The 25,954-nt window shown below is 43.1% G+C and carries 15 protein-coding genes; 6 read left to right on the top strand and 9 right to left on the bottom strand.

The annotated features are described in order from the left end of the window. Positions 1-6: 6 nt before the first annotated feature. From D9603_RS01095 to D9603_RS01085, 3 genes are read right to left on the bottom strand one after another with little or no spacing between them, the layout of a single operon-like run. The gene (locus D9603_RS01095) at positions 7-624 is read right to left on the bottom strand and encodes a peptidylprolyl isomerase (protein ID WP_128729731.1); all 618 of its coding nucleotides are present in this window, start codon (positions 622-624) and stop codon (positions 7-9) included. Then, positions 624-1,181, bottom strand: coding sequence for a YajG family lipoprotein (locus D9603_RS01090; RefSeq protein WP_125250948.1), 558 nt, complete (start codon positions 1,179-1,181; stop codon positions 624-626). The genes D9603_RS01095 and D9603_RS01090 overlap by 1 nt, the downstream gene beginning before the upstream one ends. Before the next feature lie 4 nt (positions 1,182-1,185). After that, complete coding sequence (locus D9603_RS01085) at positions 1,186-2,316, bottom strand: methyltransferase (RefSeq protein ID WP_128729730.1); 1,131 nt, start codon at positions 2,314-2,316, stop codon at positions 1,186-1,188. Positions 2,317-2,354: 38 nt separating this feature from the next. On the opposite strand from D9603_RS01085, the gene D9603_RS01080 reads away from it, so the two are divergent. The 3 genes from D9603_RS01080 (at position 2,355) to fabV (ending at position 4,606) form a co-directional block, all read left to right on the top strand. Further along, positions 2,355-2,948 (top strand): alpha-ketoglutarate-dependent dioxygenase AlkB, encoded by a 594-nt coding sequence (locus D9603_RS01080; protein WP_128729729.1) that lies wholly within the window; start codon positions 2,355-2,357, stop codon positions 2,946-2,948. Between the two features lie 45 nt (positions 2,949-2,993). After that, complete coding sequence (locus D9603_RS01075) at positions 2,994-3,308, top strand: BolA family protein (protein WP_125250945.1); 315 nt, start codon at positions 2,994-2,996, stop codon at positions 3,306-3,308. 107 nt (positions 3,309-3,415) lie between these two features. Continuing rightward, entirely contained in the window at positions 3,416-4,606 is a 1,191-nt protein-coding gene (gene fabV / locus D9603_RS01070; RefSeq protein ID WP_128729728.1) for an enoyl-ACP reductase FabV, read from the top strand. A gap of 66 nt (positions 4,607-4,672) precedes the next feature. Here the strand turns inward: fabV and leuD are convergent, their stop codons facing one another. The 6 genes from leuD to D9603_RS01040 all read right to left on the bottom strand — a co-directional run bounded on the left by leuD (position 4,673) and on the right by D9603_RS01040 (position 11,619). Next, positions 4,673-5,293 (bottom strand): 3-isopropylmalate dehydratase small subunit, encoded by a 621-nt coding sequence (gene leuD / locus D9603_RS01065; RefSeq protein ID WP_128729727.1) that lies wholly within the window; start codon positions 5,291-5,293, stop codon positions 4,673-4,675. 2 nt (positions 5,294-5,295) lie between these two features. Continuing rightward, positions 5,296-6,699 (bottom strand): 3-isopropylmalate dehydratase large subunit, encoded by a 1,404-nt coding sequence (leuC, locus tag D9603_RS01060; RefSeq protein ID WP_128729726.1) that lies wholly within the window; start codon positions 6,697-6,699, stop codon positions 5,296-5,298. A 2-nt stretch (positions 6,700-6,701) separates the two neighbouring features. After that, entirely contained in the window at positions 6,702-7,802 is a 1,101-nt protein-coding gene (leuB, locus tag D9603_RS01055) for a 3-isopropylmalate dehydrogenase (RefSeq protein ID WP_128729725.1), read from the bottom strand. A gap of 136 nt (positions 7,803-7,938) precedes the next feature. Next, positions 7,939-8,571 carry a 2OG-Fe dioxygenase family protein gene (locus D9603_RS01050; protein WP_125250940.1) on the bottom strand — a complete coding sequence of 211 codons (633 nt, stop codon included), beginning with the start codon at positions 8,569-8,571 and terminating at the stop codon, positions 7,939-7,941. A gap of 28 nt (positions 8,572-8,599) precedes the next feature. Further along, positions 8,600-9,997, bottom strand: coding sequence for a 3-isopropylmalate dehydratase large subunit (gene leuC, locus D9603_RS01045; RefSeq protein WP_347232141.1), 1,398 nt, complete (start codon positions 9,995-9,997; stop codon positions 8,600-8,602). A gap of 80 nt (positions 9,998-10,077) precedes the next feature. Continuing rightward, a complete protein-coding gene (locus D9603_RS01040) occupies positions 10,078-11,619 on the bottom strand; it encodes a 2-isopropylmalate synthase (protein WP_128729723.1) in 1,542 nt (513 codons plus the stop codon). 591 nt (positions 11,620-12,210) lie between these two features. Here D9603_RS01040 and D9603_RS01035 point away from each other — a divergent pair. From D9603_RS01035 to D9603_RS01025, 3 genes are read left to right on the top strand one after another with little or no spacing between them, the layout of a single operon-like run. After that, positions 12,211-15,978 carry an AMP-binding protein gene (locus D9603_RS01035; protein WP_128729722.1) on the top strand — a complete coding sequence of 1,256 codons (3,768 nt, stop codon included), beginning with the start codon at positions 12,211-12,213 and terminating at the stop codon, positions 15,976-15,978. A gap of 59 nt (positions 15,979-16,037) precedes the next feature. Then, entirely contained in the window at positions 16,038-20,486 is a 4,449-nt protein-coding gene (locus tag D9603_RS01030; protein WP_128729721.1) for an SDR family NAD(P)-dependent oxidoreductase, read from the top strand. 2 nt (positions 20,487-20,488) lie between these two features. Next, positions 20,489-25,948, top strand: a complete 5,460-nt coding sequence (locus D9603_RS01025; protein ID WP_128729720.1) for a type I polyketide synthase — start codon at positions 20,489-20,491, stop codon at positions 25,946-25,948. The last annotated feature ends 6 nt before the right edge of the window (positions 25,949-25,954 follow it).

The raw sequence follows: 25,954 nt of genomic DNA, 5'->3' as shown, positions 1-25,954 counted from the left end.
GAAGATTTACTCAGGTTGCTTTAGTACGTCGATGGACAGGATCACAACAGGCTCTTTGGGAATAAAGGTATAGCCAAGTTTTTCATTGTAATCCGTTTCCACTTGCATGATAGCATCCAGTGTTTCATAGCCTTCCATTACATTTCCAAACACAGCAAAACCCCAGCCTCGACCCGGATTTAAATGGTCATTGTCAGCCATATTAAAGAAAAACTGTCGAGTACCAGAATGTGGTTTATTATCTTGATAAGCCATTGCAATGGTGTACATATCATTTTTCAAACCATTACCACTTTCATTAAAAATGGCCTCTCGCTCAAACATACCATCGTATTCTTTGTCGTAGCCTCCACCTTGAATGACGAAGTCTCTTTCGTTGGCTTCATCGCGCTCAACACGATGAAAAACAGAGCCATTGTAGTCTTTATTAATCACATAAGTGAGGAAGTTGTTGACCGTGATAGGTGCTCTTGAGCGATCTAGTTCAACGATAATGGGGCCTTTGGTGGTATTGATTTGCACCCGTGGGAATAGATTGTTTTTTTGCACAAACTTGCCGTTCATATCGGCAAAGGCGCAGACACTAAATAGTAAGATAGTTAAACTAAAGATTATTTTTTTCATTAACGTCCTCTCACAAACTGGATAAATTCTGGGTCTTGAACGATGCGGGCAACGACTTGTTGAGCTAGGTTATTAAGCTGTTCTTCCACTTTGGCTTGATCATGCTTTAGCGGCCCCGACAAGCTCGCGCTCCCCTTATACTGCTTTTCAAAGCTTCTAGTGCCTTGCGTAACTTGTATCGTTACATTGGTTTGAGCGTCACTTTGGTGCTGTGATAGGGTTTCTGCGATAATTGCTTTAAAGCGGTTGATGTTCACCACAACTTTGGTTGGTGCTATAGGTGTAACTTGTGCGCCATGCGCTGCAAGCGCTTGTGTCATCACATGATTAAGGTTGACTGGCAAGTTTGCATCCGGCATGTACAGCGCCGGTTCCTGATCTTTCACGCGAATAGTGTATTTAGTCGTGCGCAAGTCATTGACTTGTAATGCCATGTTGGTATTCAAAGCATTCGAAGACGGACCTTGATACTGTGGGTGCAAAATTACGCTGCGAGGTGTACTACTACACCCAGCTAAAAGAAAAGAGAGCACAGCAATTAACAATATAACACGCATTTATTTAGCTCCTTTTAGTCGCACTTAATACAGTGAACTTTTTGTTGTTTCCGAGTGTTTTACAATTTCCGAACAGGCGTTTCAGTTTATCGTCATATTCAAGGTGGCGGTTGCCAATTATTCTCAACTCTCCACCGTGACGAAGTGCGGCCTTTGCCTGCATAAACATTTGCCAAGCGATATGGTCGGTTATTGCATTTGCTTGATGAAATGGCGGATTACACAGTATCAGATCAGCCCCTTCATTTTCAAAACCAGTCAAGCAATCATTTTGTATAAAACGACAGTCTTTGACTCGTTCCGGCAAATTGTGACTAATATTTTGCTGCGCACTATGTACAGCCATTGCAGATTCATCAATAAAAGTCACAGTGGCATTAGGCATTTTCGCTAACGTCATTAATCCAATTACCCCATTACCACATCCCAAGTCGATAACCTTGAGAGGCTTTTTCCCCATAGGCAAATAATTGATAAAAAATCGAGCGCCAATATCCAAAGAGTCTCTTGAAAATACATTGGCCTCATTAGACAGTACGAAGTCTGTTTTTTCCAAAGGCCAGGACACAGGAAATTTACTATCAATTGCTTTGGCTGACGTCTTGCTGAATATTAGGCGTGACTTTTTAACTGCTAAGCTTGTGGTAGGCTCGGTTAGAAAGTGAGTAAAGCTTTTTAGTGTTGAGGTGTGGATTTCTTTCGCTTTGCCTGCCGCAATCACCGGAATATCAGCGTCAAGTTTACTCAGCTTCGCCAATTGTGACTGTAATAAGCCAGCGTTTTTCGGCAGCTTAAGCACAACCAAATCAATATCTTCAGGGTATGTGTCGATGCTACTGAGTACCTCAACTTGGGCGTGCTCCAGTTCATTGACTTCTAGGTTGTGTTGGTAAGCTAAGGTACTGACAAAAGAATCAGTCACTAGGGTGCAATGTTTGTCGGCAAGTGCGCAACATAATGCCCCGAATGCGTCATTAATGATTAAGATACGATTTGCATCAATGTGGTGTTCAAAGACATAATCTAACAGGTATTCGTCGGCTGAATCCCAAGCTTGTAAGCTACGATTTTTTTGATCGAGTGGAAACCTATGTAGCGTAAATGGTTTTCCGGCTAGAGTTGCATCAGTCGTCATGAGTCGTTTCTGTAAATAAAAGCAGCGGATAGTTTAACATGAGAGCAGTAGACAACGCACGGAACTTGCCAAGCGGTTTTAGCTATCAGCCAAGTGCCATTAGCTTTGAGAAAAGTTTAGCCCTATATGATGCGCTTTGTAGCACTATTCCTTGGCAGCAAAATACCATCACATTATTTGGTAAGACCCATAAAATCCCCAGACTTGAGCGATTTATTGCCGATCCTGGTGTGCGCTACAGCTATTCAGGAAAACTACTCGACAGTGCGCCTTGGCCAGGGATATTGCAAGGTATTAGAAAAACACTTGAGCAGCGCTTTGACGTCTCATTCAATGCGTTATTGGCAAACTATTACCGCGACGGTCAAGATAGTATGGGTTGGCATAGTGATGATGAGCCTGAACTAGGGGCTACACCTGTGATTGCATCCTTGTCACTTGGGGCAACACGGAAATTTAAAATACGTCACAAAAACACTCAGGAGGTGACCGATATTTTCCTAGAAACCGGGAGCCTGTTAATGATGCAAGGCAGCAGCCAGCAAGATTACCAGCATGCCTTACCCAAGCAAGCAAAAGTCACGCAAGGGCGTATTAATCTGACTTTTCGAAGTGTTGGAAATGCTGAGTGATAGGCGTATAGTAAGGCCACGAATTGCTATGGGAGACAAAGTTTAATGTCAATGCAATCACAAATTTACGACAAAATCGCGCAAGCAGTTGCCTGCAAACACCTTAATGTTATTAATGAAAGTCACATGCACAGCCGTGGCGAAGACTCTCACTTTAAGGTTATCGTTGTGAGTGAGCAGTTTATAGGGCAGCGCTTACTTCAGCGTCACAGAAAAATTAACGAAGTACTGAAGGATGAATTACAAAATCACATCCATGCTTTAGCAATACATGCCTACACACCGGAAGAGTTTTCAGAAAAAGAAGGTCAAGCACCAGTATCACCAACATGTTTAGGTGGCTCAAAGTTTGATAGCTGATCAGATGTGTGTTTTGCATTTCTACCAGTACACTACGCAGTAATTCTAATAAAGTGGGCGTAGACTCACTTTTATTTTTTGTATCAAATTAATGGATAGGATCACTTATGGTCATTAAACCAAAAATTCGTGGATTCATTTGTACGAACGCGCACCCTGTAGGCTGCGCCGAACATGTAAAAGAGCAAATTGAGTACGTAAAGCAACAAGGTCAAATTGAAAATGGCCCTAAAAATGTTTTAGTGATCGGTGCGTCAACAGGGTATGGTTTGGCTTCTCGTATTACCGCGGCATTTGGTGCTGGCGCGAAAACCCTTGGTATCTTTTTTGAAAAAGAAGGCACAGAGAAAAAAACAGCCTCTGCGGGTTGGTACAACACCGCTGCATTCCAGCAAGCAGCTGAAGAAGCCGGTTTATGGTCAAAGAATATTAACGGTGACGCATTTTCTGATGAGTTAAAGCAAAAAACCATCGACACCATTAAGACTGAGCTTGGAAAAGTCGATCTTGTCATCTACAGCCTTGCTTCCCCTCGCCGCAAAGATCCTAAGTCTGAAGAGGTTTACTCTTCGACGCTTAAGCCAATTGGCTCTGCTATTACTACTAAAAACCTAAATACATCAAAGCGTATTATCGACGAAGTGACTGTTGAGGCAGCAAATGAAGAAGAAATTGCAAATACAGTTAAAGTAATGGGTGGTGAAGATTGGGAGCTTTGGATTGATGCGCTTAAACAAGCGGATGTACTCGCCGATGGCTTTAAGACGACTGCCTATACGTATATCGGTAAAGAGCTAACTTGGCCAATTTATGGACATGCGACAATTGGTAAAGCGAAAGAAGATTTAGACCGTGCGACACTTGCTATCCGCGAGACGACATCTGATATTAATGGTGAGGCTTATGTTTCTTCGTTAAATGCGGTTGTGACGCAGGCAAGCTCGGCGATTCCTATTATGCCTTTATATATTTCTGCACTGTTTAAAGTTATGAAAGGGGATGGTACCTATGAAGGGACTATTGAGCAGATAGATGGTTTGTTCCGCGAAAACCTATACGGACAATCTCCGCGCTTTGACGAGGGCGGTCATTTATTCCAAAACTATAAAGAGCTAGAAGAGGGCGTACAGGCTCGCGTGCAAACAATTTGGGATACAGTAGATACAGACACAATTGATGAGCTAACAGATTATGTTGGCTATCATAATGAGTTTTTAAAATTATTTGGGTTTGGTCTAGAAACAGTTGATTATGATGCTGATGTAGAAGCTGCAGTAGAGATTAATCATCTAATCTAGCAAACTATATGATTTGAGGCTAGGGCTACACCTAGCCTTATTTTACGTCGCGGCTAACTCCGGACTTCACTCGTAGTGTGGTGCGCATCGCCACTGTGGGATTTTCTTTTCATACGCTTGAATAAACGCTTCTTGTTCAAGGGTTTGTCCAATTGCATCAAGTCCTTTAATGAGCGTCTCTTTGTGAAGAGGACTGATGGTAAATGAATAGTTATCACCATTACAGCTTACCGTTTGATTAACCAGATCAACGGTGATAGCCGTGTCGGCGGCGCTTTGTACCGCGTCAAACAAAGCATCCATCTCTGATTTAGACAACGAAACGGGTAACAGTTGATTGTTGATGCAGTTGCCATAGAAAATATCAGCAAAACTGGTGGCGATCACCACTTTGAAACCGTAGTCTGCTAATGCCCAAGGCGCATGTTCTCGACTAGAACCACACCCAAAATTTTCTCTACTGAGCAGGATCTCCGTGCCTTGGTGTTGAGGCTGGTTTAACACGAACTCAAGATTAGGCTGCGTGCCAGCGCTATCTAAGTAACGCCAGTCATGAAATAAGTGCCGACCAAAGCCTTGCTTAGAGACCGAAGTTAAAAACTGTTTGGGGATTATCTGATCTGTATCCACATTAACCTGATCGAGCGGCGCGGCTTTGCTTGTTACCGTTGTAATACCACAACTCATAGCTATTCCTTAATAAATTCTCTAATATCGGTAAATCTGCCTTTTATGGCTGCCAATGCGGCCATCGCAGGGCTGACTAAGTGGGTTCGTGAACCGCGACCTTGTCGTCCTTCAAAATTTCGGTTGCTGGTAGAAGCGCACCTGTCTCCTTGAAGCAACAAATCATCATTCATACCTAGACACATCGAGCAACCAGGTAAGCGCCACTCAAATCCAGCCTGGGTGAAAATCTTATCAAGCCCTTCCACTTCGGCTTGTTTTTTCACTTCACCAGAGCCAGGTACCACAATTGCTGACACACCAGATGCAATCTTATTATTTTCGACTACCCTTGCAGCGGCACGGAGATCTTCGATGCGACCATTGGTGCATGAGCCAATAAATACATGATTTATCTCAATGTCTGAAATTTTAGAGCCCGGCGTGAGATCCATGTAGTGTAATGCTTTTTTGGCAGCTTCTTGATCGGCAGGATCCGTGAAGCTACTTGGATCTGGTACTATGTCATTAATACCCAAGACATGCCCAGGGTTAGTGCCCCATGTCACTTGCGGTTGAATGTCGTTGGCATTGAGGGTTACAACCGTGTCGTAGAGTGCGTTGGGATCTGCTGTGAGTTGGCTCCAGTCTTGACAAGCAAGCTCCCACAGTTCGCCCTTTGGTGCAAACTCTTTATCTTTCAAATAGGCAAGTGTAACCTCATCTGGTGCGATCATTCCGGCTTTGGCTCCAGCTTCGATAGACATATTGCAGATAGTCATTCGAGCCTCCATAGAGAGATTTGCTATTGCACTACCACAATACTCGATAACATGTCCGGTCGCCCCTGCATGCCCGATTTTGGCAATAATAGCGAGGATCAAATCTTTTGCCGTCACCCCAAATGGTAAAGTGCCGTTGACTTCAACTTTCATCGTCTTGGCTTTATGCTGCTTTAGACTTGTGGTGGCCATAACGTGCTCGACTTGAGAGGTACCAATCCCAAATGCCAGTGCGCCAAATGCGCCGTGTGTTGCGGTGTGTGAATCTCCACATACGACCGTCATACCCGGTAGAATGAGTCCACGCTCTGGTGCCATAACATGTATGATCCCTTGTTTCACATTACCTACAGGGTATAGCTGAACGCCAAACTCCTCGCAATTTTCAATCAAGGCTTGTAGTTGTCTGCGGTTGTTATCGCCGCACGCATCTATGGCTAATGAGCGAGTAGAGATACTGTGATCCATGGTGCCAAATGTTTTATCTGGGCTGCGTAATTTGCGCTGCTTTTGCTTTAACCCATCAAATGCTTGAGGAGAGGTGACTTCATGTATTAAATGCCTGTCAATATAAAGCAATGCTTCATCACCGTCTTGCGTAATGACATGCGCATCCCACACTTTTTCATACAAGGTTTTAGGCATTATTAGTAGCTCCTTGCAATATAGTCTCTGATGTAATCGCCTACTTCTGAAGTTGACTTAGCAAGATGTTGCTCATCACTAGGAACAAGCTCTTTGGTTAATACCCCTTGTTGAAGTGCATGCACGACACCTTGTTCAATAGCATCAGCAGCAGCATTTTGATCTAGGCTATAGCGCAGTAACATTGCAGCTGAAAGGATCTGTGCAACAGGGTTCGCGATGCCTAAGTTGGCAATATCTGGAGCTGAGCCTCCCGCTGGTTCAAATAACCCAAAACCGGATTGGTTAATACTTGCCGATGCGAGTAAACCCATGGAACCTGTGATCATAGCGCACTCGTCGGATAAAATATCCCCAAATAGATTTGAGGACAAAATGACATCAAAATCGCTAGGTTTACGAATTAACTGCATTGCTGCATTGTCAATATACATGTGTTCAAGTTGTACATCTGGGTAGCTTGTAGCTACTTCATCTACCGTTTCACGCCATAGCCGACTGCACTCAAGCACATTTGCCTTATCGACAGAGGTTACTTTTTTATTTCTTTTTTGAGCAGCTAAGAAAGCAAGGTGAGCAATACGAGTTATCTCTGACTTTGAGTAACGCATGGTATCAAACGCGACTTCTTGGTCGTTATTCAACTCACGTCCCTTTGGTTGGCCAAAATAAATACCACTTGTGAGCTCTCGAACAACCATCATATCAACCTGCTGCTGTGCAATGTCGCTGCGTAATGGTGATAGATGTTGCAGCCCTTGATATATTGTCGCTGGGCGAAGGTTACAAAAGAGATCGAAGTGTGACCTAAGCTTTAGCAATGCGGCTCGCTCTGGGCGCTGATCGAGTGGTAAACTATCCCATTTCGGTCCACCAATAGAGCCAAATAAAATGGCATCGGCGCACTCACAACCTGCAAGTGTCTCTTGTGGTAACGCATGGTTATGTTTATCAATGGCGATACCTCCAACATCGTAATGTTGAAAGTCGAATGTTAATGCAAATTTATCTGCAATTATATCTAGTACTTTCAGTGCTTCAGCCATGACCTCTGGACCAATTCCGTCTCCAGGCAATACAGCTACTTTATAAATTTTGTTCATTGGTTTATTCAATATCCCTACATACAATGTGCAGCCAGATAGCATTACTAGCAAATGTATCGCATTTTTTGCTACCTAACTGCAACTCAAAGCTCACGCCGTTGCGGTATAACCTATTTTCCCGCGCTTGGCTAAGTTATCTATCGTTCATATAAAAGGCGATGCCAATAATATCTCGATACGTTTCAATATTGGGTAATTTAGGTGTGAACGGAGACACATAATGCTTGTGCTTGAGATCTTCAACATAAAGGCTTTGTCCAGGCTCTAGCTTTTTCTCAAATAAAATGTTGCTGGTGTCGTTGAAGTCGCTAATAAAAGAGATAGCACCGTTCACATTATGCTCATTGATTAGGTTGATAGCGATAAAGTCGGTTTCATCATGGTGAAAACCTTCAGGGGCAGGGTAGCCGACAATCTTAGCATCTGCGGTAACGCGTATTTGATGGCAACCAATAAAAAAGTGATCGGCATTGACCCACTCTTTTTCTAATGCGTCAGTAACAATCGCTTGCGCAAATTTTTTGGCCTCCTCACCCGTATGTTGGAACGATCTTTTAATTCCACCAGCGTATGAGTTAGCTTCATTAGATTGAAAAAAAGGCTTAGTCGCATTCCAATCGACTTTACCATTTTTTACTTCACCATAAGAAAAAGTTCTAAAACGTTTCATGCCATCTTTGATGTAAGGATCGGCTGGCAACGCATCATAGCTTTTTAATAAGTCATTATTAATTTTGTCAGCATTACATACTAAGCTGAAAGACATGATTAAACTCCTAATTAATTTAATTATTTCATAATGCTGGGTTAGCAATATGTCCTTTGATTGCTGATTCCACCACGGTTCTAGGGCTAGCAAGGTGGGTAAGTACGCCTTTACCTTGGCGGTTTTCAAAGTTCCTGTTGCTAGTAGAAATACACCTAGTGCCTGCGGATAAAGTGTCGTTGTTGATTGCAACGCATAAAGAACAGCCCGGGAGACGCCACTCAAATCCGGCTTGTTCGAAAAGCATATGAAGCCCTTCAGCTTCAGCCTGCTTTTTGACTTCCATTGAGCCTGGAACAATGATCGCTTTAACTGTTGGGCTAACACGACGTTTGTTTATTTGCGTAGCCGCTGCTCGTAAGTCTTCGATTCTGCTATTCGTGCATGAACCAACAAAAGCAACATCTATTTTTACTTCATCTAAGCGCATACCCGGCGTTAACTGCATATACGAGTAGGCTCTGCTCATTCCTTGTGCTCTGTTCTCGTCTTGTTCTTGCTCTGGGAAAGGTAAGAAACTAGTAACGTCAATCGCATGTTCTGGACTGGTTCCCCAAGTTACAAAAGAGTGAGTATCGTCGACATTGATACTTGCTTCTTTGTCAAAGATGGCATCATTATCGCTACGTAATGCTGTCCAATCTGCCAAAGCTTCTAGCCAAGCATCGCCTTTTGGAGCCAATTGCCGACCTTTGATGTAATCAATGGTTTTCTGATCCGGAGCTATTAGCCCTGCTTTTGCGCCTAGTTCAACTGACATATTACAAAGCGTCATTCTTTGTTCCATGGATAAGTTTTCAATTACCGACCCACAAAACTCGACTACATAGCCGTTGCCTGAACTTACACCAAGAGTTTGGATGGTTTTCAAAATAATATCTTTTGCGGAAATAGCATCATTAGGTCGACCTTCAACGGTGATCCGAAATGTTTTTTGTTTCTTTTGTACAAGCGTCTGAGTGACAAGTACATGTTCGATTTCAGAAGCGCCAATACCAAATGCAAGTGCGCCAAATGCGCCATGTGTAGAAGCGTGCGAATCTCCACACACTACAATTGTTCCAGGAAGAATAAAACCAAGTTCTGGGCCGATGACATGCACTATCCCTTGACGAGTGTGACCTAAATCAAACAGAGGAATACCATGGGTTTCACAATTACTGTGCATTAATGCTAGAAGATTACGTTGCTCAGCGGACATGACGTCGATAAGATCTTTTGCCGTTGGCACTACGTGATCCATGGTGCCTATGGCAAGCAGCGGTTGCCGAACACTGTGCTGCTTTTCTGACAAACCAGAAAATGCCTGTGCAGATGTCACTTCATGAATGAGATGTCGGTCAACATATAATAAAGAAAATCCGTTGGGCATTTCCTTCACTAGGTGGCTTTCCCAAATTTTATCGTAAAGTGTTTTTGCTTTCACAATCTTTCCCATTTGTATTGCATTTCTTCAATTTCATTAAGATTTTGTTTGTTGTTTATTATTTTGCATTTTTATTTTATTTAGGCTGATTGCAAAGAATGCTGATGTTCCCTTATCTGGTTAAGCATATTAATGATGTTCAATATAGAAATGTATGATTTTATTATTGCTATATTTGGATCTTCATCAGAGCCTTCTCCATAAATGGGCTTGTTATTTAAGGTGATGCTAAGTTTTGCATTATAAATAAAATTTTCAGGAGCGAATTCTAAAGATAGATCTCGAATAATTATGGCCTCATTCGTTATTTTTAGATTCTGTAATGCTTCAATTAAATTTGTGCTATCTGATTCAAAACTCTGTAATTTTTGATTGTTTTGCAGGACTAAATTAACCGAAATAGCGCGTTCAGAAGCGCACTTGGTGATAGCACTCACTAAGCTATATCTTTTGTCACAGAGATTTACTTTGTTCTTGTAATACAAAGATGTTAAATCGTACCAATAAACCTGCCCTTTTTTGTCAGCAAGTTGTAGGAATTGATTGTAAATGTTGTTAATTTCTTGATCTTCACATGGGCAGCCTGTTTGTGTTAAAAAATGTGCAATAGCTTTTCGGCCAGAACGAGCTGTGAAGTAAAGTTCGTTTTTACTTATGCCAACTTGTTCTGGGTGAAATATTTCATAAGTAATACTGGATTTGATAACGCCGTCTTGATGTATTCCTGATGAATGTGCAAATGCGTTACCTCCTACAACCGCTTTATTCAACTGCACAGGCATTCTAGCTACAGAGCTGACAAGCTCTGAAGTTGGTTTGATAAGCTCAGTTTTAATATTGCTGTAAAGGCCGAACAGGTCTTTGCGAGCACTTAGTAGCATGGTGATTTCTTCTAATGCGCAGTTTCCGGCACGCTCTCCAATACCATTGACCGTGCACTCAATTTGCCTTACTCCGGCTAACAGTGATTCAGCACTATTTGCTACTGCTAGACCTAAATCATTGTGGCAGTGAACTGATAAAATAGCTTGATCAATATTAGAAACATTGGCTTTGATGTGGCTCAGGAGCTGATGAAATTCTTTCGGTGTGGTATAACCTACTGTATCAGCTAAGTTAACGGTTGTAGCCCCAGCTGCAATGGCTTTTTCGATGATATAGCAAAGATCTTCAGGTGGGGTGCGAGTGGCATCTTCACACCCAAATTCAATATCATCAGTATACTCTTTAGCGATGGAAATCGCCTCTACAGCTTTATCCGTGGCCGCTTGTAAATTGATATTTAACTTTTTCTCAAGATGTATAGGTGAAGTTGCAATAAAAATATGAATACGTTTATGTTGCGCGGGCTTTAATGCTTCACCACATGCGATAACATCTTCAGGCACTGCTCTGGCCAGTGCACAGATCGTAGGTCCTTGAATCTCTTTTGCAATTAACTCTACAGAGGCAAAGTCCCCAGGAGAAGAAGCGGGAAACCCAACCTCCATTACATCAACATTTAGCTTCGCAATTGCCTTTGCAAGTTGTAATTTTTCATCTTTTGATAAGCTTCTTCGCAGTGCCTGTTCACCGTCTCGCAATGTTGTATCAAAAATACGAACTCTATTATTTGATTTCAAACTTAAACCTCATATGTGATTGTATTATTTATGATAATTCGCCACAGCAAGGGGAGGTTGATTGATTTATAAGGGGTGGTAGTTACTGTTGATGAAGCCGCAACTAAATAACTTCCTTCCCACAAACCACATTCTTCCTTGTTGTTTCCAATACTTATATATGGAACCCGTTAATTAGCTTTATGAGTGAGCCTTTTTACACTTCTTTTTTATTTTAAATTTTTGATCAATTTCGTTTTAATTTGTTTTGTTTTATTTTGCTATTTGCAATAGTTTGTTTGTTTACTTGGTGTTTTATATGGTTTTATGATTGCACTCGGTTTTTTTTAAGTCAACGGTTTATTTTTTTTGTGTTTGGTTTGTTTTGTTTTTGTTGACACTTTTTTACCTATCGGTTAGCTTAATTTTTCATAATTCTCGAGACACTAAAAAGGGTGATGAATTAGCTATGTTTTCTTAGTTTTTTCTGATTAAAGTGTTGGAGAGGGAGGGATGGTCGTAATTATCATTTTTACATTTTTATGTATTAAGTATTTCGGCTCTATATGTATTATTGCTAATTAGGCAAGGAATTATAAAGTAGTATAAGTTATGAATTATAATAATCGTAGTAACGAGAATGAATTTGTAGGTGATAGTAAAGCCTTAACTTACGTCTCTCTTATACAAGAGCATGCCAAAAACAAACCGCACGACACTGCCTTTGAATTTATCCGATCTAAAGATATCGATGATGTTGAGTCATTGAGCTTCTTGCAATTACTCCAGTATTCAAAACAGATAAGTTCAGTACTGCTTAAACAGCCAAAGCTAGGTGCGGTGGTTATCGCTGTGCCGACCGGAAAATTCTTTATTACGAGTTTACTGGGATGTTTTATTTCCAAGCGTATTGCCATTCCTCAAGTGTTACCAGATTCAGCCGCTAATTTGACGAATCTTGAAAAAGTAGTGGAAGATGCAGGTGCGACGACTATTGTTTGCCTGCGTCAACATGAAGATAAGCTTAAATCCCAATTTGAGCAGCAGCTTATTACAGGTGCACTTTCAATATTGATTATTGATGAGTTGAGCTTTGAAGGGCTATCTGATGAGAGCTTTGATCTTCCTATCATTCATCCACAAGACATCGCCTATCTTCAGTACACATCAGGCTCAACTGGATCACCGAAGGGCGTGATCATTAAGCATGAAAATCTGATCGCGAATTTGGAGAGTATCAAATCGGCATATGGGTTTGATAGCTCGCTTGTTTGCGTTTCTTGGTTACCACCTTTCCATGATATGGGACTCGTAGGGTGTTATTTAACCCCAACTTATAATGGCGGGAAGTCAGTGGTATTTTCTAGTACTAACTTCTTAAAACGCCCGTTGATGTGGTTAGAAGCTATTTCAAAATTTAAAGGCACTTATCTGGCCGGTCCAAACTTCTCTTTTGATTATTGTGTTCGTAAAGCTGCCGGAAAAGATCTCAGCCATATCAATCTATCGACGTTAGACAAAATGATTAACGGTGCAGAGCCTGTTAAAGCAGAAACACTAAATCGATTTATTGAGGTATTTAAGCCATTAGGGCTGAGAAGTGATGTGTTTTATGCCAGCTATGGTATGGCAGAGTGTGTGTTATTTACATCAGCTGAGCGATACACTGGTCAATCGGTACCATATCAAGGGATTGGCAGGGTGAGTTGTGGTATTTCTCAAGACCAGCATGAAATTCTCATTGTTGACCCTGAAACACACGAAGTATGTGGCGATGGTAATATCGGCGAAATTTGGATTGCAGGTCCTTCGGTTTGCTCTGGATACTATAAAAAGTCAGAGGCAATAAACGCCGTTTTTAATAACACAGTAGCGGGCAATAGCAACCAGTTTTTTAGAACCGGTGATCTTGGATTTAAGTCCGAAGCTAAGCTTTATATCACCGGCAGGATCAAAGAAACCATTATTATACGAGGCAAAAACTTCTATCCTCACGATATTGAAGCGTCGGTCACTAAAGTTGATGCGCTTTGTAAAGTGAATGAATGTGCCGTGTTTAGTTCATCTCATCAAGATGAAGAAAAAGTGGTTGTCGTTCAAAAATTAAATACAGTTAAAGTGAGTGAAGCTGAAGCACATGCCTTGTTGAAAAAAATATCGGTGGCGCTATCTGTGCACCATGGTCTTCAAGTGGCTGAACTTGTGATTGTTAAACGCATCCCGAAAACCACCAGTGGTAAAATTCAACGCACAAAAATCAGACAAATGTATGAAGCAAATGAGCTTGATATTATTTGTCTTGTAAATGAAACCGCGACTGCTGAGGTGCAACAGCGCCCGGCAACAGCCATCGATTTACAGCAAAGTCAGCACAAAGCAAATGAATTAATTGAATGGTTGCAAGATTATTCAAGCCGCCGTATTAACTCGCAATTGATTGATGAGCGTCGCTGTATTCCGCCTTATGTTGTCATGGATTTCAGCACTCAAGGAATACTAGGATTGCTTGTGCCACCAGAGCAAGGCGGGGTTGGTCTAAGTACCACAGATACATTTAAAGTGGTCTCTGCATTAGCATCAGTAGACCTTACCTTGGCATTATTTGTAGGACTACACCAAGTATTGGGGATTCGTCCAATATTAATGTCTGCAAAACCAGCTATCCGCTCACAATTCGTCTCAGAGTTGGCGCAAGGCCGCATGCTTGCAGCTTTTGCCCTCACCGAGCCCAGTGCAGGTTCTGATCCTCGGCAGATTAAGCTTACTGCGAAAAAAGTAGACGGCGGTTGGCGCTTATCAGGTGAGAAAATTTGGTCAGGAAATGCAGCTTGGTCAAACCTAATTAATGTGTTCGCCCTTGCTTTTGATAATGGGCAAGCTCTGGGGATGACAGGGTTTGTTGTTGATAGTAACTCTGTCGGTATACAGCAAGGCCCAGAAGCATTAACTATGGGTTTCCGTGGCATGGTACAAAATAAAATCTACTTCAATGATGTGTTTGTACCTGATGAGCGCATGCTTGGCACATTAGGCAAAGGGTTTGATGTCGCAAAAGACGCGATGATGCTTGGCCGTGCAGGTATCGCTGCGATGGCAATAGGTACTATGCGTCGAAGTCTTGCGGTGATGCAGAGGTATGCTAGCAAACGTATTATTTCTACTGGTCGCTTGTCAGATAACCCTGAAACTCAGAAAAAGATAACCGCTCATGCTTTTGCATTATCGGCATCAGAAGCATTGTTAGAAAGAGTCTCAATGCTGACAGATTTGCAGCAAAATGTACCTGATGAGATGTTCGCTATTGTTAAATACATTGTCACTGAGTTTGCTTGGCATTGTGTTGATGATGCGATGCAGATGCTAGGTGGTCGAGGGTATATAGAGAGTAATGGTTTTGCTCAAGTATACCGTGATACCCGACTACTAAGAGTCTTTGAAGGCCCCACAGAGACATTGCAAGTGTTTGTTGGTGCAAGTTACCTTGCAAACCCTGATAACTTAAGTGTCTTTATTGCTGATGCTGATGGCTCCGATAAATTACAGTCTGCTTTTAAGGCTCACATTTTAGAAGTCGAACGTGCCCTACAAAACACCAGTGTTACCGCTAAGAAAAAAGAGCTGTTATTGAATCACACTATAGGGTGGTTGGCAGGGTTGTACTGTGCAAAAGCGGCGCTGAGCGTGTCGACTCAAGTCGATGACAGTGCCAAAGCGCTTGTGGCCAATTGGCTCGATATGCAGATAGAAAAAGAGATTTTTGCGCTACAGAAAAATATAGCGACTGTGTATGAAAAGAGCGAGATGGCTGTTGTCACTCAGCTACTCAAAAAAGCGCACAGTCAAACCTTAGACTCAGAGCAAAGCGCACCGGGTGGCGATTATACCTTGGATGTGTTGTTAAGATCGTCGGATACGCCAAGCGCTAAACAAATATTGTTAGATGCTAACGTGTCTCACATGGAGCAAACGCAGCAAAATACTATTGATGAGGAACTTAGTACTCAATGCAACAGCGCTGAGATTGCTAGTTTCTTGAAAAAGTGGATTGCGAATAAAGCGAAAAAGCCACTGAGTGAGATAGATGAGCATGAGCAGTTTGCGGCATATGGGTTGGACTCGGTTGATGCCGTTGAACTAATTGAGGCGATTGAGAACCAGTATCAATTAGATATAGATGCCACTGCTGCGTGGTCTTATCCAACCATTCAAACTTTAGCAAATTACATCAAACAATACATAACGACGCCTCCAGAACCAGTGGCGAGCACGGGAGCTGGCAGCGCGCCGCAGGGCTTTGCAAAACAAGTTCAGGAGCAACCGGCAAGTACTTCAGAATTATCTAATGAAGAACTACTAGCTATGTTAGAAAGCGAGCTTTAAGCACGCTTTCTAACAGAAGGATTAATACAAGTTTTAGCTGACAGCAAGGATATTGTTTGATGTCGAATATCAATGACGAAAAAATAAATGGCGTCTTAAAAAAGTCGTTAGAGAAAATATCGAGCCTAAAGCAGGAATTAGCACTTGAGCGGGCAGCCAAACATGAGCCGATAGCCTTGATTGGCGGCAGCTGCCGATTACCAGGTGGTGTAAGCAGCTTAGATGAGTTTTGGACATTACTCAAAGATGGCAAAGATGTCATCTCAAAAGTGCCTCGAAACCGTTGGAATACTGAGCGTTTTTATGATTCAACACCGTTTAAAACTGGCCACTATAATACTGATTATGGTGGCTTTGTTGATGATGTTTTCGGGTTTGATGAGCGCTTTTTTGGCATGTCAGCAGCTGAAGCTGAAAATCTTGACCCACAACAGCGCTTGTTACTGGAGCTAAGTGTTCATGCCCTTGAACATGCTGGCATTTCATTTAAACAAATATCAGGTGCCGCGGCGGGTATTTTTGTCGGTATAGGTTCGGCGGATTATGAGTTATTGCACCTTGCCGCTGCTGATACAATAGATTCGCAAATTGGCTTAGGCACAAACCGTGCGATTGCAGCAGGTAGGCTGGCGCACTTTCTCAATGTGCACGGTCCTGTGATGCAACTCGACACTTCCTGCTCTTCTTCTTTGCTTGCCATCCACTTAGCATGTCAAAGTCTACGCAGTCGAGAGTGTGATATTGGCTTAGCTGCTGGGGTCAACCTCATGCTAGCACCTAATGGCTACATCGGATTTAGCCAGATTGGTGCGCTTTCAACCAGCGGTAAGTGCCATACTTTCGATCAGTCTGCTGATGGCTATGTTAGAGGGGAAGGCGGTGGTGTTGCGGTGTTTAAACGCTTGAGTGATGCAATCAAAGACAAGGATAACATCATCTGCGTGATTTCAGGTTCCGCGGTCAATCATGATGGTAGAAGTAACGGTTTAACAGCGCCCAATGGTTCAGCACAAGCGGCTTTGATTAAAAGTGCGCTACACAACGCAAATAAAACAGCTGAAGATATTCAATACATTGAAGCACATGGTACAGGCACTTCATTGGGTGATCCAATTGAAGTAAATGCGCTCGGTACTATTTTTAAGTCAGCCAAATCAGCAGAAAATCCACTTTACATCGGCGCTGTAAAAACAAACATGGGGCATTTAGAGGCCGCAGCGGGTATTTCTTCATTTTTTAAAACCGCACTTGCGATCCATCATCACTATCTGCCACCAAGTTTACATTTTGAGTCTGCAAACCCGTATATTAATTGGCAACGTTACCCGCTATCTGTGGTGAGTGAAGGTATGGCATGGCCAGCATGCACTAACAAATCTGCCGGAGTAAGCGGCTTTGGGATGAGCGGCACCAACGTACACTGTATTCTTTCAGAGTATCAATCATCAGAGGTAGCAGCGCAACCTGACAATACTGACGGGGCTGTACATCCATTTATTTTATCCGCCAAGTGTGAGGGCGCATTACAGCAACTTCGAGCAGATTATATTGATGTTATTTCGAGGGACTCTGATAGCTTTGCTGATATTTGCGCATCCACGGTACGGGCAAATAATCATTATAAATATCGTTTTGCGACCTTTGCTCATAGTCGAGAAAGTCTACTTGCGCGCTTAAAAGAGAAAACGCCGACAGCACCAAGTACTTTAGGAAAGCGTGAAAATTACATACAGCTAACTGAATTTCACGCTTTAGCTGACCTACAAGGCGTTATCGCAGCAATGCAGACACAGCTTCCTGTGTATGCTACTCACTTTAATCAAGTTTCTGCTTGGATTGCATCAGATTTAGCACAGCCGCTAGCATGGTATGCTACGCAAAGTGAATTATCACCGCAAGTACATCAAGTCCTCACTGCGTGTCACTTTTATGCTTTAGTCAGATGTCTAGATGATTATGGATTGACCCTAAAAGGGGTAGGCGGAGACTCTGATTTGGCACGTATGCTCGCTGCGCATTTTGTCGGCCTTTTGACAATTCAAGAAGTGATAAGGTCATTATTAGGTGAGCCCGCAAGTCTCGCTGCCAGTAACGAAATACTTAACAACATGCTTAGCTTTGGCAAAGCACAAGTTGAGTTTGTGTTGCTAAGCGAAGAGTCATTAACTTCCGTTGATGCGACTGTAGCGCGACCACAAACGGCTATGCTACAGGAATTACAAGATGTCAATGTGTTGGTTGTTGGGATGCAAAACGCGATGTTATCAGTACCTCGCAGTGAGCAAACAGAGACGCACTACATCGCGATTAATGAGCAGATTAACACCCTGTATGCGTGTCTAGCGTCATTGTATGAAGTTGGGGAGTCGATTCACTTTGATGCCGTTTTACATTCAATTCCAACCAATAAAGTAAGGCTTCCTCTCTATCCGTTCCAAAGAACACATTTTGAGCGCCATAACCCATTACGTGAGCAAGTATCGCCTTTAACAAAGGCGCAGAGCTCTGCTGATGTACTTAAAAACTTGCTCAATGATGCTGACTTATCTGATGCTGCAAAAGCCAGTTTACCTGAAATTTTTAGCTTCCTTGAAGGTAATTCGGCGAATGATTCTGAGTCGGTGGTGGAGCTGCTTAATTACGCTTGGGAGCAGTATATAGAGACCGAAGAGCAAAACTCTACCACAGTGATTGATGATGTATTGTTGCTCGGCTTTGATACTTTACTACCACACTTGTTAAGTACCAAGCTGAATGAAACTCACAATACAATAAGGGTAACCCATATTGACCTTAGCTCCTTCGTTCACCCAGAGATGAACAGTGCTGCATTTGAGCAAGCGCTCCAGTGTTGGGTCGAGCAAGTTGCTGATAAAGGTCAGGTCATATTCATAGCACCACAAGGTCTTGAAGAAGTGTCGGTATTTTCCGCCATATCACAGCAAGCACTGATGTTAAAGGCATGTATCAAAGTGCTGAGTGCTAATTCGCACATGCGCTTAAAGGCGATTACGACAGGTGCACTTTGCGTGGATTCAGATGACACTGTCAATCTCAGTCAAGGTGGAATGTGGTCGCTACTTAAGTCCATAGATATGGAATGTCCATCACTACACTGTAGCTTGCTGGATATAAACTCGGTTGATGTCAACGACCGTGAATTGCAAACAATGACGGATTTCGTTTTGCATGGTTGTCAGGAGCGCTGGGTCGCAACGCGTGATAATACTCTTCGCGTTCCGCGCTTGGTGCAGGTTGAAGAGGCTGTTGCGGTAAATCCACCGGTGTTGACGGGTAAGTATCTTATCACTGGGGGCAGGGGCAGTATTGCGCTCAAACTGGCAAGCTTTTTGGCTCAGCAAGGTGCAAGCCAGTTGATATTAGCTTGCAGAGATACACGCTTTAGTGAGCAAGACAGCAATGTTGTAGAGTCACTCAGAGCACTAGGCTGCAAGGTTCTCATACAGCAATGTGATTTCACAGATAAAAACAGTGTCCAGCAACTTTTTGCTGAAACCTACCGAGAAGGCCGTGTTGATGGTGTTTATCACTTAGCTGGGGTAAAAGGTGAGATCCAACACTTCTCTGAATGTCACGATGATGCTGTGCTGGCGACCTTGAATGTAAAAATACAAGGGACGTTATATGTTGGTGAGCAGGTTCAAGCTTACAACATTCCTCAATTCGTTGCCTTCTCCTCAATCGCTGCAACTTGGGGAGCGTCATATCAAGCAAGTTACGCACTTGCCAATGGGTTCTTGGAATCTTACTGTCATTACTTAAATACAGTAAAAATCAATGCCCAATGCTTAAACTGGGGCCCTTGGCTAAACACCGGTATGGCAGCGTCTGCTCATGAACAAGAGACGCTATTACAAAGTGGTATTTTGCCAGCACCAGCTGAGCAGATGTTTGCACAAATGCTGCAGGCTATGGCGAGTGAACAAACACAATTCACGATTACTTGTATGGACTGGTCGAAGTTTCTGCCGCTGATTGAGCTACATGGTGAAAATCGCCTATTTGCTACCATTTCAGAGTCTGTTTTTGGGTTACACCCACAAGCAAATTCACGTTTAAGTTCACCGCTTAAAGAGACACTATTAGCGCTTCCAGAGACCTCACGTCGCAAAGAGATTCTAGAACGAGTAATGGAGCAGCTTGCTGTGACACTGAATGTCGCCAGCGCGACTATTTCAGCTGATGATGGTTTTACCGATTTGGGCATGAATAGCTTAAAAGCAATCGAGTTCAAAGAAGGGTTAGAGGCAACATTTCATATCAACATTCCAGTGTCGGCATCCTTTGACTACCCCACTGCCAACCTATTAAGCAATTTCTTATATGACGAGTTATTCGATATTGAGCATGTCACTCTAGCTGATATTGAAGCGTCGGCACATTCGGTGTCAGAAGATGAAGAAGAGCCTGAGTGGGATGACCTTAATGAAGCAGAGTTAGAGTCGCTATTACGGAATAAGTTAGAAACTTTAGAAGTAGAGTTGTAAAAATGGAAAGTAAAACAAATTCAACATTAAAGCTTGCATACAAAGCCATAGAAAAGCTGCAATCTCGCGTCGAAGAATTAGAGCAAGGCGCAGATCAGATTGCGATTATCGGTGCTGGTTGTAAGTTCCCTGGTAACATCAATTCGCTAGATGATTACTGGCAAGCTTTGATGGCCGGTAAATCTGTCGTAGAACAAGATATTGAAGGATCGCTTGAAACAATTCACGAAACATTAAAAGGCCAAGGCCATGCCAAATTACATGGCGGACTTATTAGTGATGTCGACTTATTCGATGCCGCGTTTTTTAATATCTCAAAACGAGAAGCAGAATCCATGGATCCGCAGCAGCGACTGGTACTTGAAACTGCGTATCAAGCGCTGGAGCAGTCAGGCTATGCTGGCGAAACAAAAAATACAGCTGCTATTGGTGTATTTATTGGCTCAGCGGCTAATGAATACGCTGATCTGTGTTATCAGTACGGTGATATTGCTGATTCAGCATATTGGGCTACGGGAAATGCAGTTAATACGATCGCAGGGCGAGTTGCATACTGTTTAGGGCTGCATGGGCCTGCGATGACATTTGATACAGCATGTTCTTCAGCGGCGACAGCGATATATCAAGCCATGCGAACCTTGCAAAATAATGAGGTCGATGTAGCGCTTGCTGGTGGTGTAAACCTAATGCTGACAACCGATACTTTCGTACCGTTACAAAAAGCACAAATGTTGTCGCCTTCAGGGTTATGTCAGGCATTTGATAATCGTGCGGATGGTTATGTACGCAGTGAAGGCTGCGGTGTTATTGCGTTGAAGCGTTTACGTGACGCCATTAGAGATCAAGATACGATCTTGGCTGTGATCAAAGGTGGCGCTATGAACCATGATGGCCACAGCTCAAGCCTTACCGCACCAAATGGCAATTCGCAGCAACAGGTGATCAAGCAAGCATTGAAAAATGCCAAAGTGACGCCGCAGGCATTACATTATGTAGAAGCTCATGGAACTGGGACACCTCTTGGTGATCCGATTGAAATGCACGCCCTTAAAGCGGTATATACACCTGCTCGTGATGCGGATAATCCTCTTTATGTGGGATCAGTGAAAGCAAATTTAGGACATACAGAAGCAGCATCTGGTGTCGCTTCTGTGATTAAAGCTGCGTTGATCGCCGCAAACAAACAACTGCCGCCACAAGTACATTACGATACGCTAAATCAGTTCATCGAAATCGATGAGCAGCAAATACAGGTCACGAAACAAACTGTCGATTTATCTGAGCAGACTCAAATATATACCGCGGTCAGTGCTTTTGGGTTTTCTGGTACGAATGTACACCTGATCTTGGCCTCTCATACGCCGTCTGAGCAAAGCAACACTGAGATCAATAATGATGCCTTATTGTTGCCTATTTCAGCGAAGTCTGAGCAACAACTCACGATATTAGCACAAAGCTATTTATCGCTGCTAGAACGCAGTGATAATCATGAACAGGTTGTTGCAAATGCAGCGATGAGGCGGGCTCATTATCCTTATAGGTTAGCGGTTACCGGAGCAAATAAACAAGCGCTCTGTGATGCGCTTCAAGCGCAGATGGCCAAGCCACTAGCAGCATCAAAACCGCAAGTAAAAAGTGAGCAGGTTGCCTTTATGTTTACAGGGCAAGGGTCACAGTATAAAGGTATGGGACAAGCCCTTTATGGCATAAACCGCGTCTTTAAAAGTACCGTGGACGAATGTGAAGCATTCATCGAAAAAGCAGCAGGCTTTTCTATCAAAGCGGTAATGTGGGGAGCAGATGCCAAACGTTTGTCACAAACTGAATTTACGCAACCGAGTTTATTTGTGCTTGAATATGCACTAGCAAAAATGTGGCAATCTTGGGGCGTACAGCCTTCAATCGTGATGGGGCACAGCATTGGTGAATATGCAGCGGCATGTATCGCAGGTGTATTTTCATTGCAAGATGCACTGAAAATGGTGCTTGCGCGTGGCCGTTTAATGCAAAAGTTACCCAGTGATGGTGCCATGCTGGCTGTTGTTGCAAATGGTAATGTCGTCAAGGAATTGATGGCGGACTTACCAGCAGAGAAGATTGCCGTTGCCTCTTACAATTCAGTAAGGCAAACGGTGTTATCAGGAGATAAATCCCTCATTAAAGTTGTGGCTGAACGAGGAAAGGAAAAAGGCATCACATGTGTGATGCTCGATGTCTCACACGCCTTCCATTCGCCTTTAATGCGACCAATGTTGGCAGAATTTAGAGTCATAGCACAGCAAGTTAACTACAGTACACCAAAGCTCGATTTCATTTCTACCTGTACAGGAAAGCAAGAATATCAAAAGCTAACAGATCCAGAATACTGGGTACAGCATGTTGAGTTACCCGTTAATTTTGTTGAGGGTTTGCGCACGTTAGCGGCGAATAAAAAAGTAGATGTTATAGAAGTCGGCCCGCATCCGGTACTGACGAAATTAGCACTCCAGTCTACTCTCGACTTCGTGCACTATCAATGGTTGTGCTCACAAGATAAAGAGCAACCTCAAGCCACCTATATCACTAATACGCTAGCCACGTTATATCGCACAGGGCATGATATAAACTGGCTGAGCGTTTTTAATCACCAAGTGGTCGCAGCAACAGCAATACCTAGTTATCCATTTATGAGAGAGTCTTTTTGGTTAGGTGAAAAACGAGTACATGCGCGTCACGCGTCAGTGCAAGACCCATTTTTTGTGGATGTTCAAAAGGGATCGCACTCATCATCATTTAAAACCCAGTGTAACGTACAAAGTCAGCCACTGCTTAAAGACCATTTAGTCTATGACGAAGTAGTGGTACCTGGCGGTTACCACGTTTCTCTGGTACTCAATGCCTTGGCAAATCACAGCACTGAGTCACAGCTGGTACTTGAAAATGTCTTTTTTGGTGCACCAATTTTACTTGCGGATGGTAATGAGAGTACACAGTTAACAACAACGTTAAACCATGCTGATTTTGCCGTCAATTCAACGCAGTCTGAACAGGGGGCTTTAACTCATGCCCATGGGCGCTACTTCACTTCATCAGAGTCTGTCTCCAATGCTGCTATAGACCCCAACGCTTTGGTTACAGCCGCGACAAAACAGTGGGAAATGCCTGAGTTTTATGAGCGCATCGAGCAGATGACAAAAATTGCCCATGGAGACACATTTAGGTGGGTGGAAAGCTGTTGGTTTGGTGATGGCTATATCATTGCCAAATTAAACACACCAAAAGCGATAATTGCACCTGAGCGATATTGTATGCACCCAGGGCTAGTTGACTCATGTTTCCAGGTATTTGGTGCATTGGCAGTCAACCAGATGGGCGACAATAAAGAAATCACCGCGGTACCATTTGGCTTTAATAAACTTCATACACACAGTGAGCAATTAAGCGCGCCACAAACCCTTTGGTGTTTTGCCAAGTTAGATGATGATATTGCTGAGGATAAGGCGATACTCAAAGGAGATATTGCACTATTTTCAGATTCAGGCGAGCCAGTTGCTACCATCGATTCTTTCTCGGTACATAAAACCAATGCCAGTACTTTCTTGTCAAAGTCTGAAGAAGGAAGCTTTTTGTTCCAGCGAGAGTGGATAGAAAGTACACAGGCCCACAGCGACGATACGGCATATACAGAGCAGGACTTAGCGCGCTTGTGGCTTATACTTGACGATGACCAAGAGATTATCTCACATCAAACATTTGCATCTCACACCCTCGGTGAATGTCAGGTTTTCAAGCATGCAAACAAAGACAAAGGAGTGGTAGCGGGAGTACGTCGACTCAATTTATTGGATCAGCATGAATTAAGTGAAGCACTGACTCAGTTAACGACGAAACCAGATCAGATCATCTTCGCTTTAAAAAATGCAGAGCAAGGCGTTTGCGTAACAAACTACTACGACAGTGTGAATAGCATTATCACACTGGTCAAAAACCTAATTGGTCAGGAGCTTTATAGCCGCTTGCTGTTTGTTAATTATGGCACAAGTGATGTGGCATTACTTGGGGCACCTAAACCACATTGGGGAATTGCTGAAGTCGTCAGAACCGAGCATCCTGAGTTCAGTTGTCAAACTCTTGATCTCAATGCTGAAAACCTATCAGACCTTGTTGCAGGTGTGATTGAGCATAGCCGCTATCAAGACAAAGAACCGAGAGTACTGCTTGACAATGGTATGCGTAAGGTCATGAGGCTGACTAAAACACGGCCAACGTCTGAGCTTGATAAGTATACTGTGGCTGGTGAGAAGACCACACTCATCACTGGAGGTTTAGGCGGATTGGGACTTCAGCTCAGTCAATGGCTGGTTGGTAAAGGAGCCAAGCATCTAACGTTGTTGTCGCGAAGAACGACTTGGTCAGATGAGGTGGAGCACACTTTACAAGCGATACGAGCACAACAGGTTGGTGTCGAGGTGGTTGCGGTAGATATTGCCGATCAATCCAGTATGGAGCAGTTATTCCAACGTTTTGGTGATGATTTACCATCCCTTGGTAGTGTTATACATGCTGCGGGCGTTGTTCAAGACTCACCATTACACAAGTTTGATATGGGATCCGTGACGCAGGTCAGCCGCTCGAAAGTTGAAGGTACTTGGAATCTACATCAATTGACCAAAGACATCGATTTAGATCATTTTTACTGTTTTTCATCGGCATCAGCTGTATTGGGTACACCAGGGCAAGCCATTTATGCCGCCGCGAACAGCTTTATTGATTATATCGTTGAGCATAGAAAGCATTCAGGGTTGCCTGCGCTTGCCGTCCAATGGGGACCGTGGGGCTCGGTGGGTATGGCGGCTGAAAGCCATAGTCAATCTGATTTGTTTGAGGCCGTTGGTATGAAGCCATTTACCCTTAATCAGGGAATGGCTTTATTCGAGCAGATTGCACGTTCAGAGTTACACTCAGTCGTGGCTCTAAAAGCAGATTGGCGTGTATTTAGAGAGAATTTCCCAGGTGCACAGCATGACCACTTATATGATGAGTTGGCACCGACTAGTTCAAGAGCCGGTCAGATCCGCTTCATTGAAGAAATTTGCGATATGTCGCCAGAGCTCAGGTACGAAAAAATCTTTGAGTTTGTGAGAGAGACACTGGCTAAAGTATTAAAAATTGACTCGCCAGCTACGATAGACCCAGAGAAAGGTTTCTTTGAAATGGGAACCGACTCAATAGCCGCGATGGATCTCAAAAAGGACATTGATGCTGAGCTTGGGATCTCATTGCCTTCAACAGTGATTTTCAACTACTCGAACCTTAACTTGCTGGTTGACCATATTGTCAACGATGTCCTGCAATTGGACACCGGGGTGGCTGAAGTTGAGTATTCAAGTGAGATAGAAATCGAGTCACCAACAGACGAGTTGCAAGATATGGAGCTGGATGACTTAGCGGCACTGCTTGAGCAAGAACTGGAACTGAATTAAGGGACG

It is taken from the genome of Pseudoalteromonas sp. PS5 (assembly GCF_004103255.1).
GTDB lineage: Bacteria > Pseudomonadota > Gammaproteobacteria > Enterobacterales > Alteromonadaceae > Pseudoalteromonas > Pseudoalteromonas peptidolytica.
Note: the sequence above shows the minus strand (reverse complement) of the source record. Positions and strands in the feature narration are given on the sequence as shown.

Bases quoted from the DNA above. Each gene is read 5' to 3' on its own strand.
- D9603_RS01095 (WP_128729731.1), bottom strand. From the start codon at position 624: ATGAAAAAAATAATCTTTAGTTTAACTATCTTACTATTTAGTGTCTGC.
- D9603_RS01090 (WP_125250948.1), bottom strand. From the start codon at position 1,181: ATGCGTGTTATATTGTTAATTGCTGTGCTCTCTTTTCTTTTAGCTGGG.
- D9603_RS01085 (WP_128729730.1), bottom strand. From the start codon at position 2,316: ATGACGACTGATGCAACTCTAGCCGGAAAACCATTTACGCTACATAGG.
- D9603_RS01080 (WP_128729729.1), top strand. From the start codon at position 2,355: ATGAGAGCAGTAGACAACGCACGGAACTTGCCAAGCGGTTTTAGCTAT.
- D9603_RS01075 (WP_125250945.1), top strand. From the start codon at position 2,994: ATGTCAATGCAATCACAAATTTACGACAAAATCGCGCAAGCAGTTGCC.
- fabV (WP_128729728.1), top strand. From the start codon at position 3,416: ATGGTCATTAAACCAAAAATTCGTGGATTCATTTGTACGAACGCGCAC.
- leuD (WP_128729727.1), bottom strand. From the start codon at position 5,293: ATGAGTTGTGGTATTACAACGGTAACAAGCAAAGCCGCGCCGCTCGAT.
- leuC (WP_128729726.1), bottom strand. From the start codon at position 6,699: ATGCCTAAAACCTTGTATGAAAAAGTGTGGGATGCGCATGTCATTACG.
- leuB (WP_128729725.1), bottom strand. From the start codon at position 7,802: ATGAACAAAATTTATAAAGTAGCTGTATTGCCTGGAGACGGAATTGGT.
- D9603_RS01050 (WP_125250940.1), bottom strand. From the start codon at position 8,571: ATGTCTTTCAGCTTAGTATGTAATGCTGACAAAATTAATAATGACTTA.
- D9603_RS01035 (WP_128729722.1), top strand. From the start codon at position 12,211: ATGAATTATAATAATCGTAGTAACGAGAATGAATTTGTAGGTGATAGT.
- D9603_RS01030 (WP_128729721.1), top strand. From the start codon at position 16,038: ATGTCGAATATCAATGACGAAAAAATAAATGGCGTCTTAAAAAAGTCG.
- D9603_RS01025 (WP_128729720.1), top strand. From the start codon at position 20,489: ATGGAAAGTAAAACAAATTCAACATTAAAGCTTGCATACAAAGCCATA.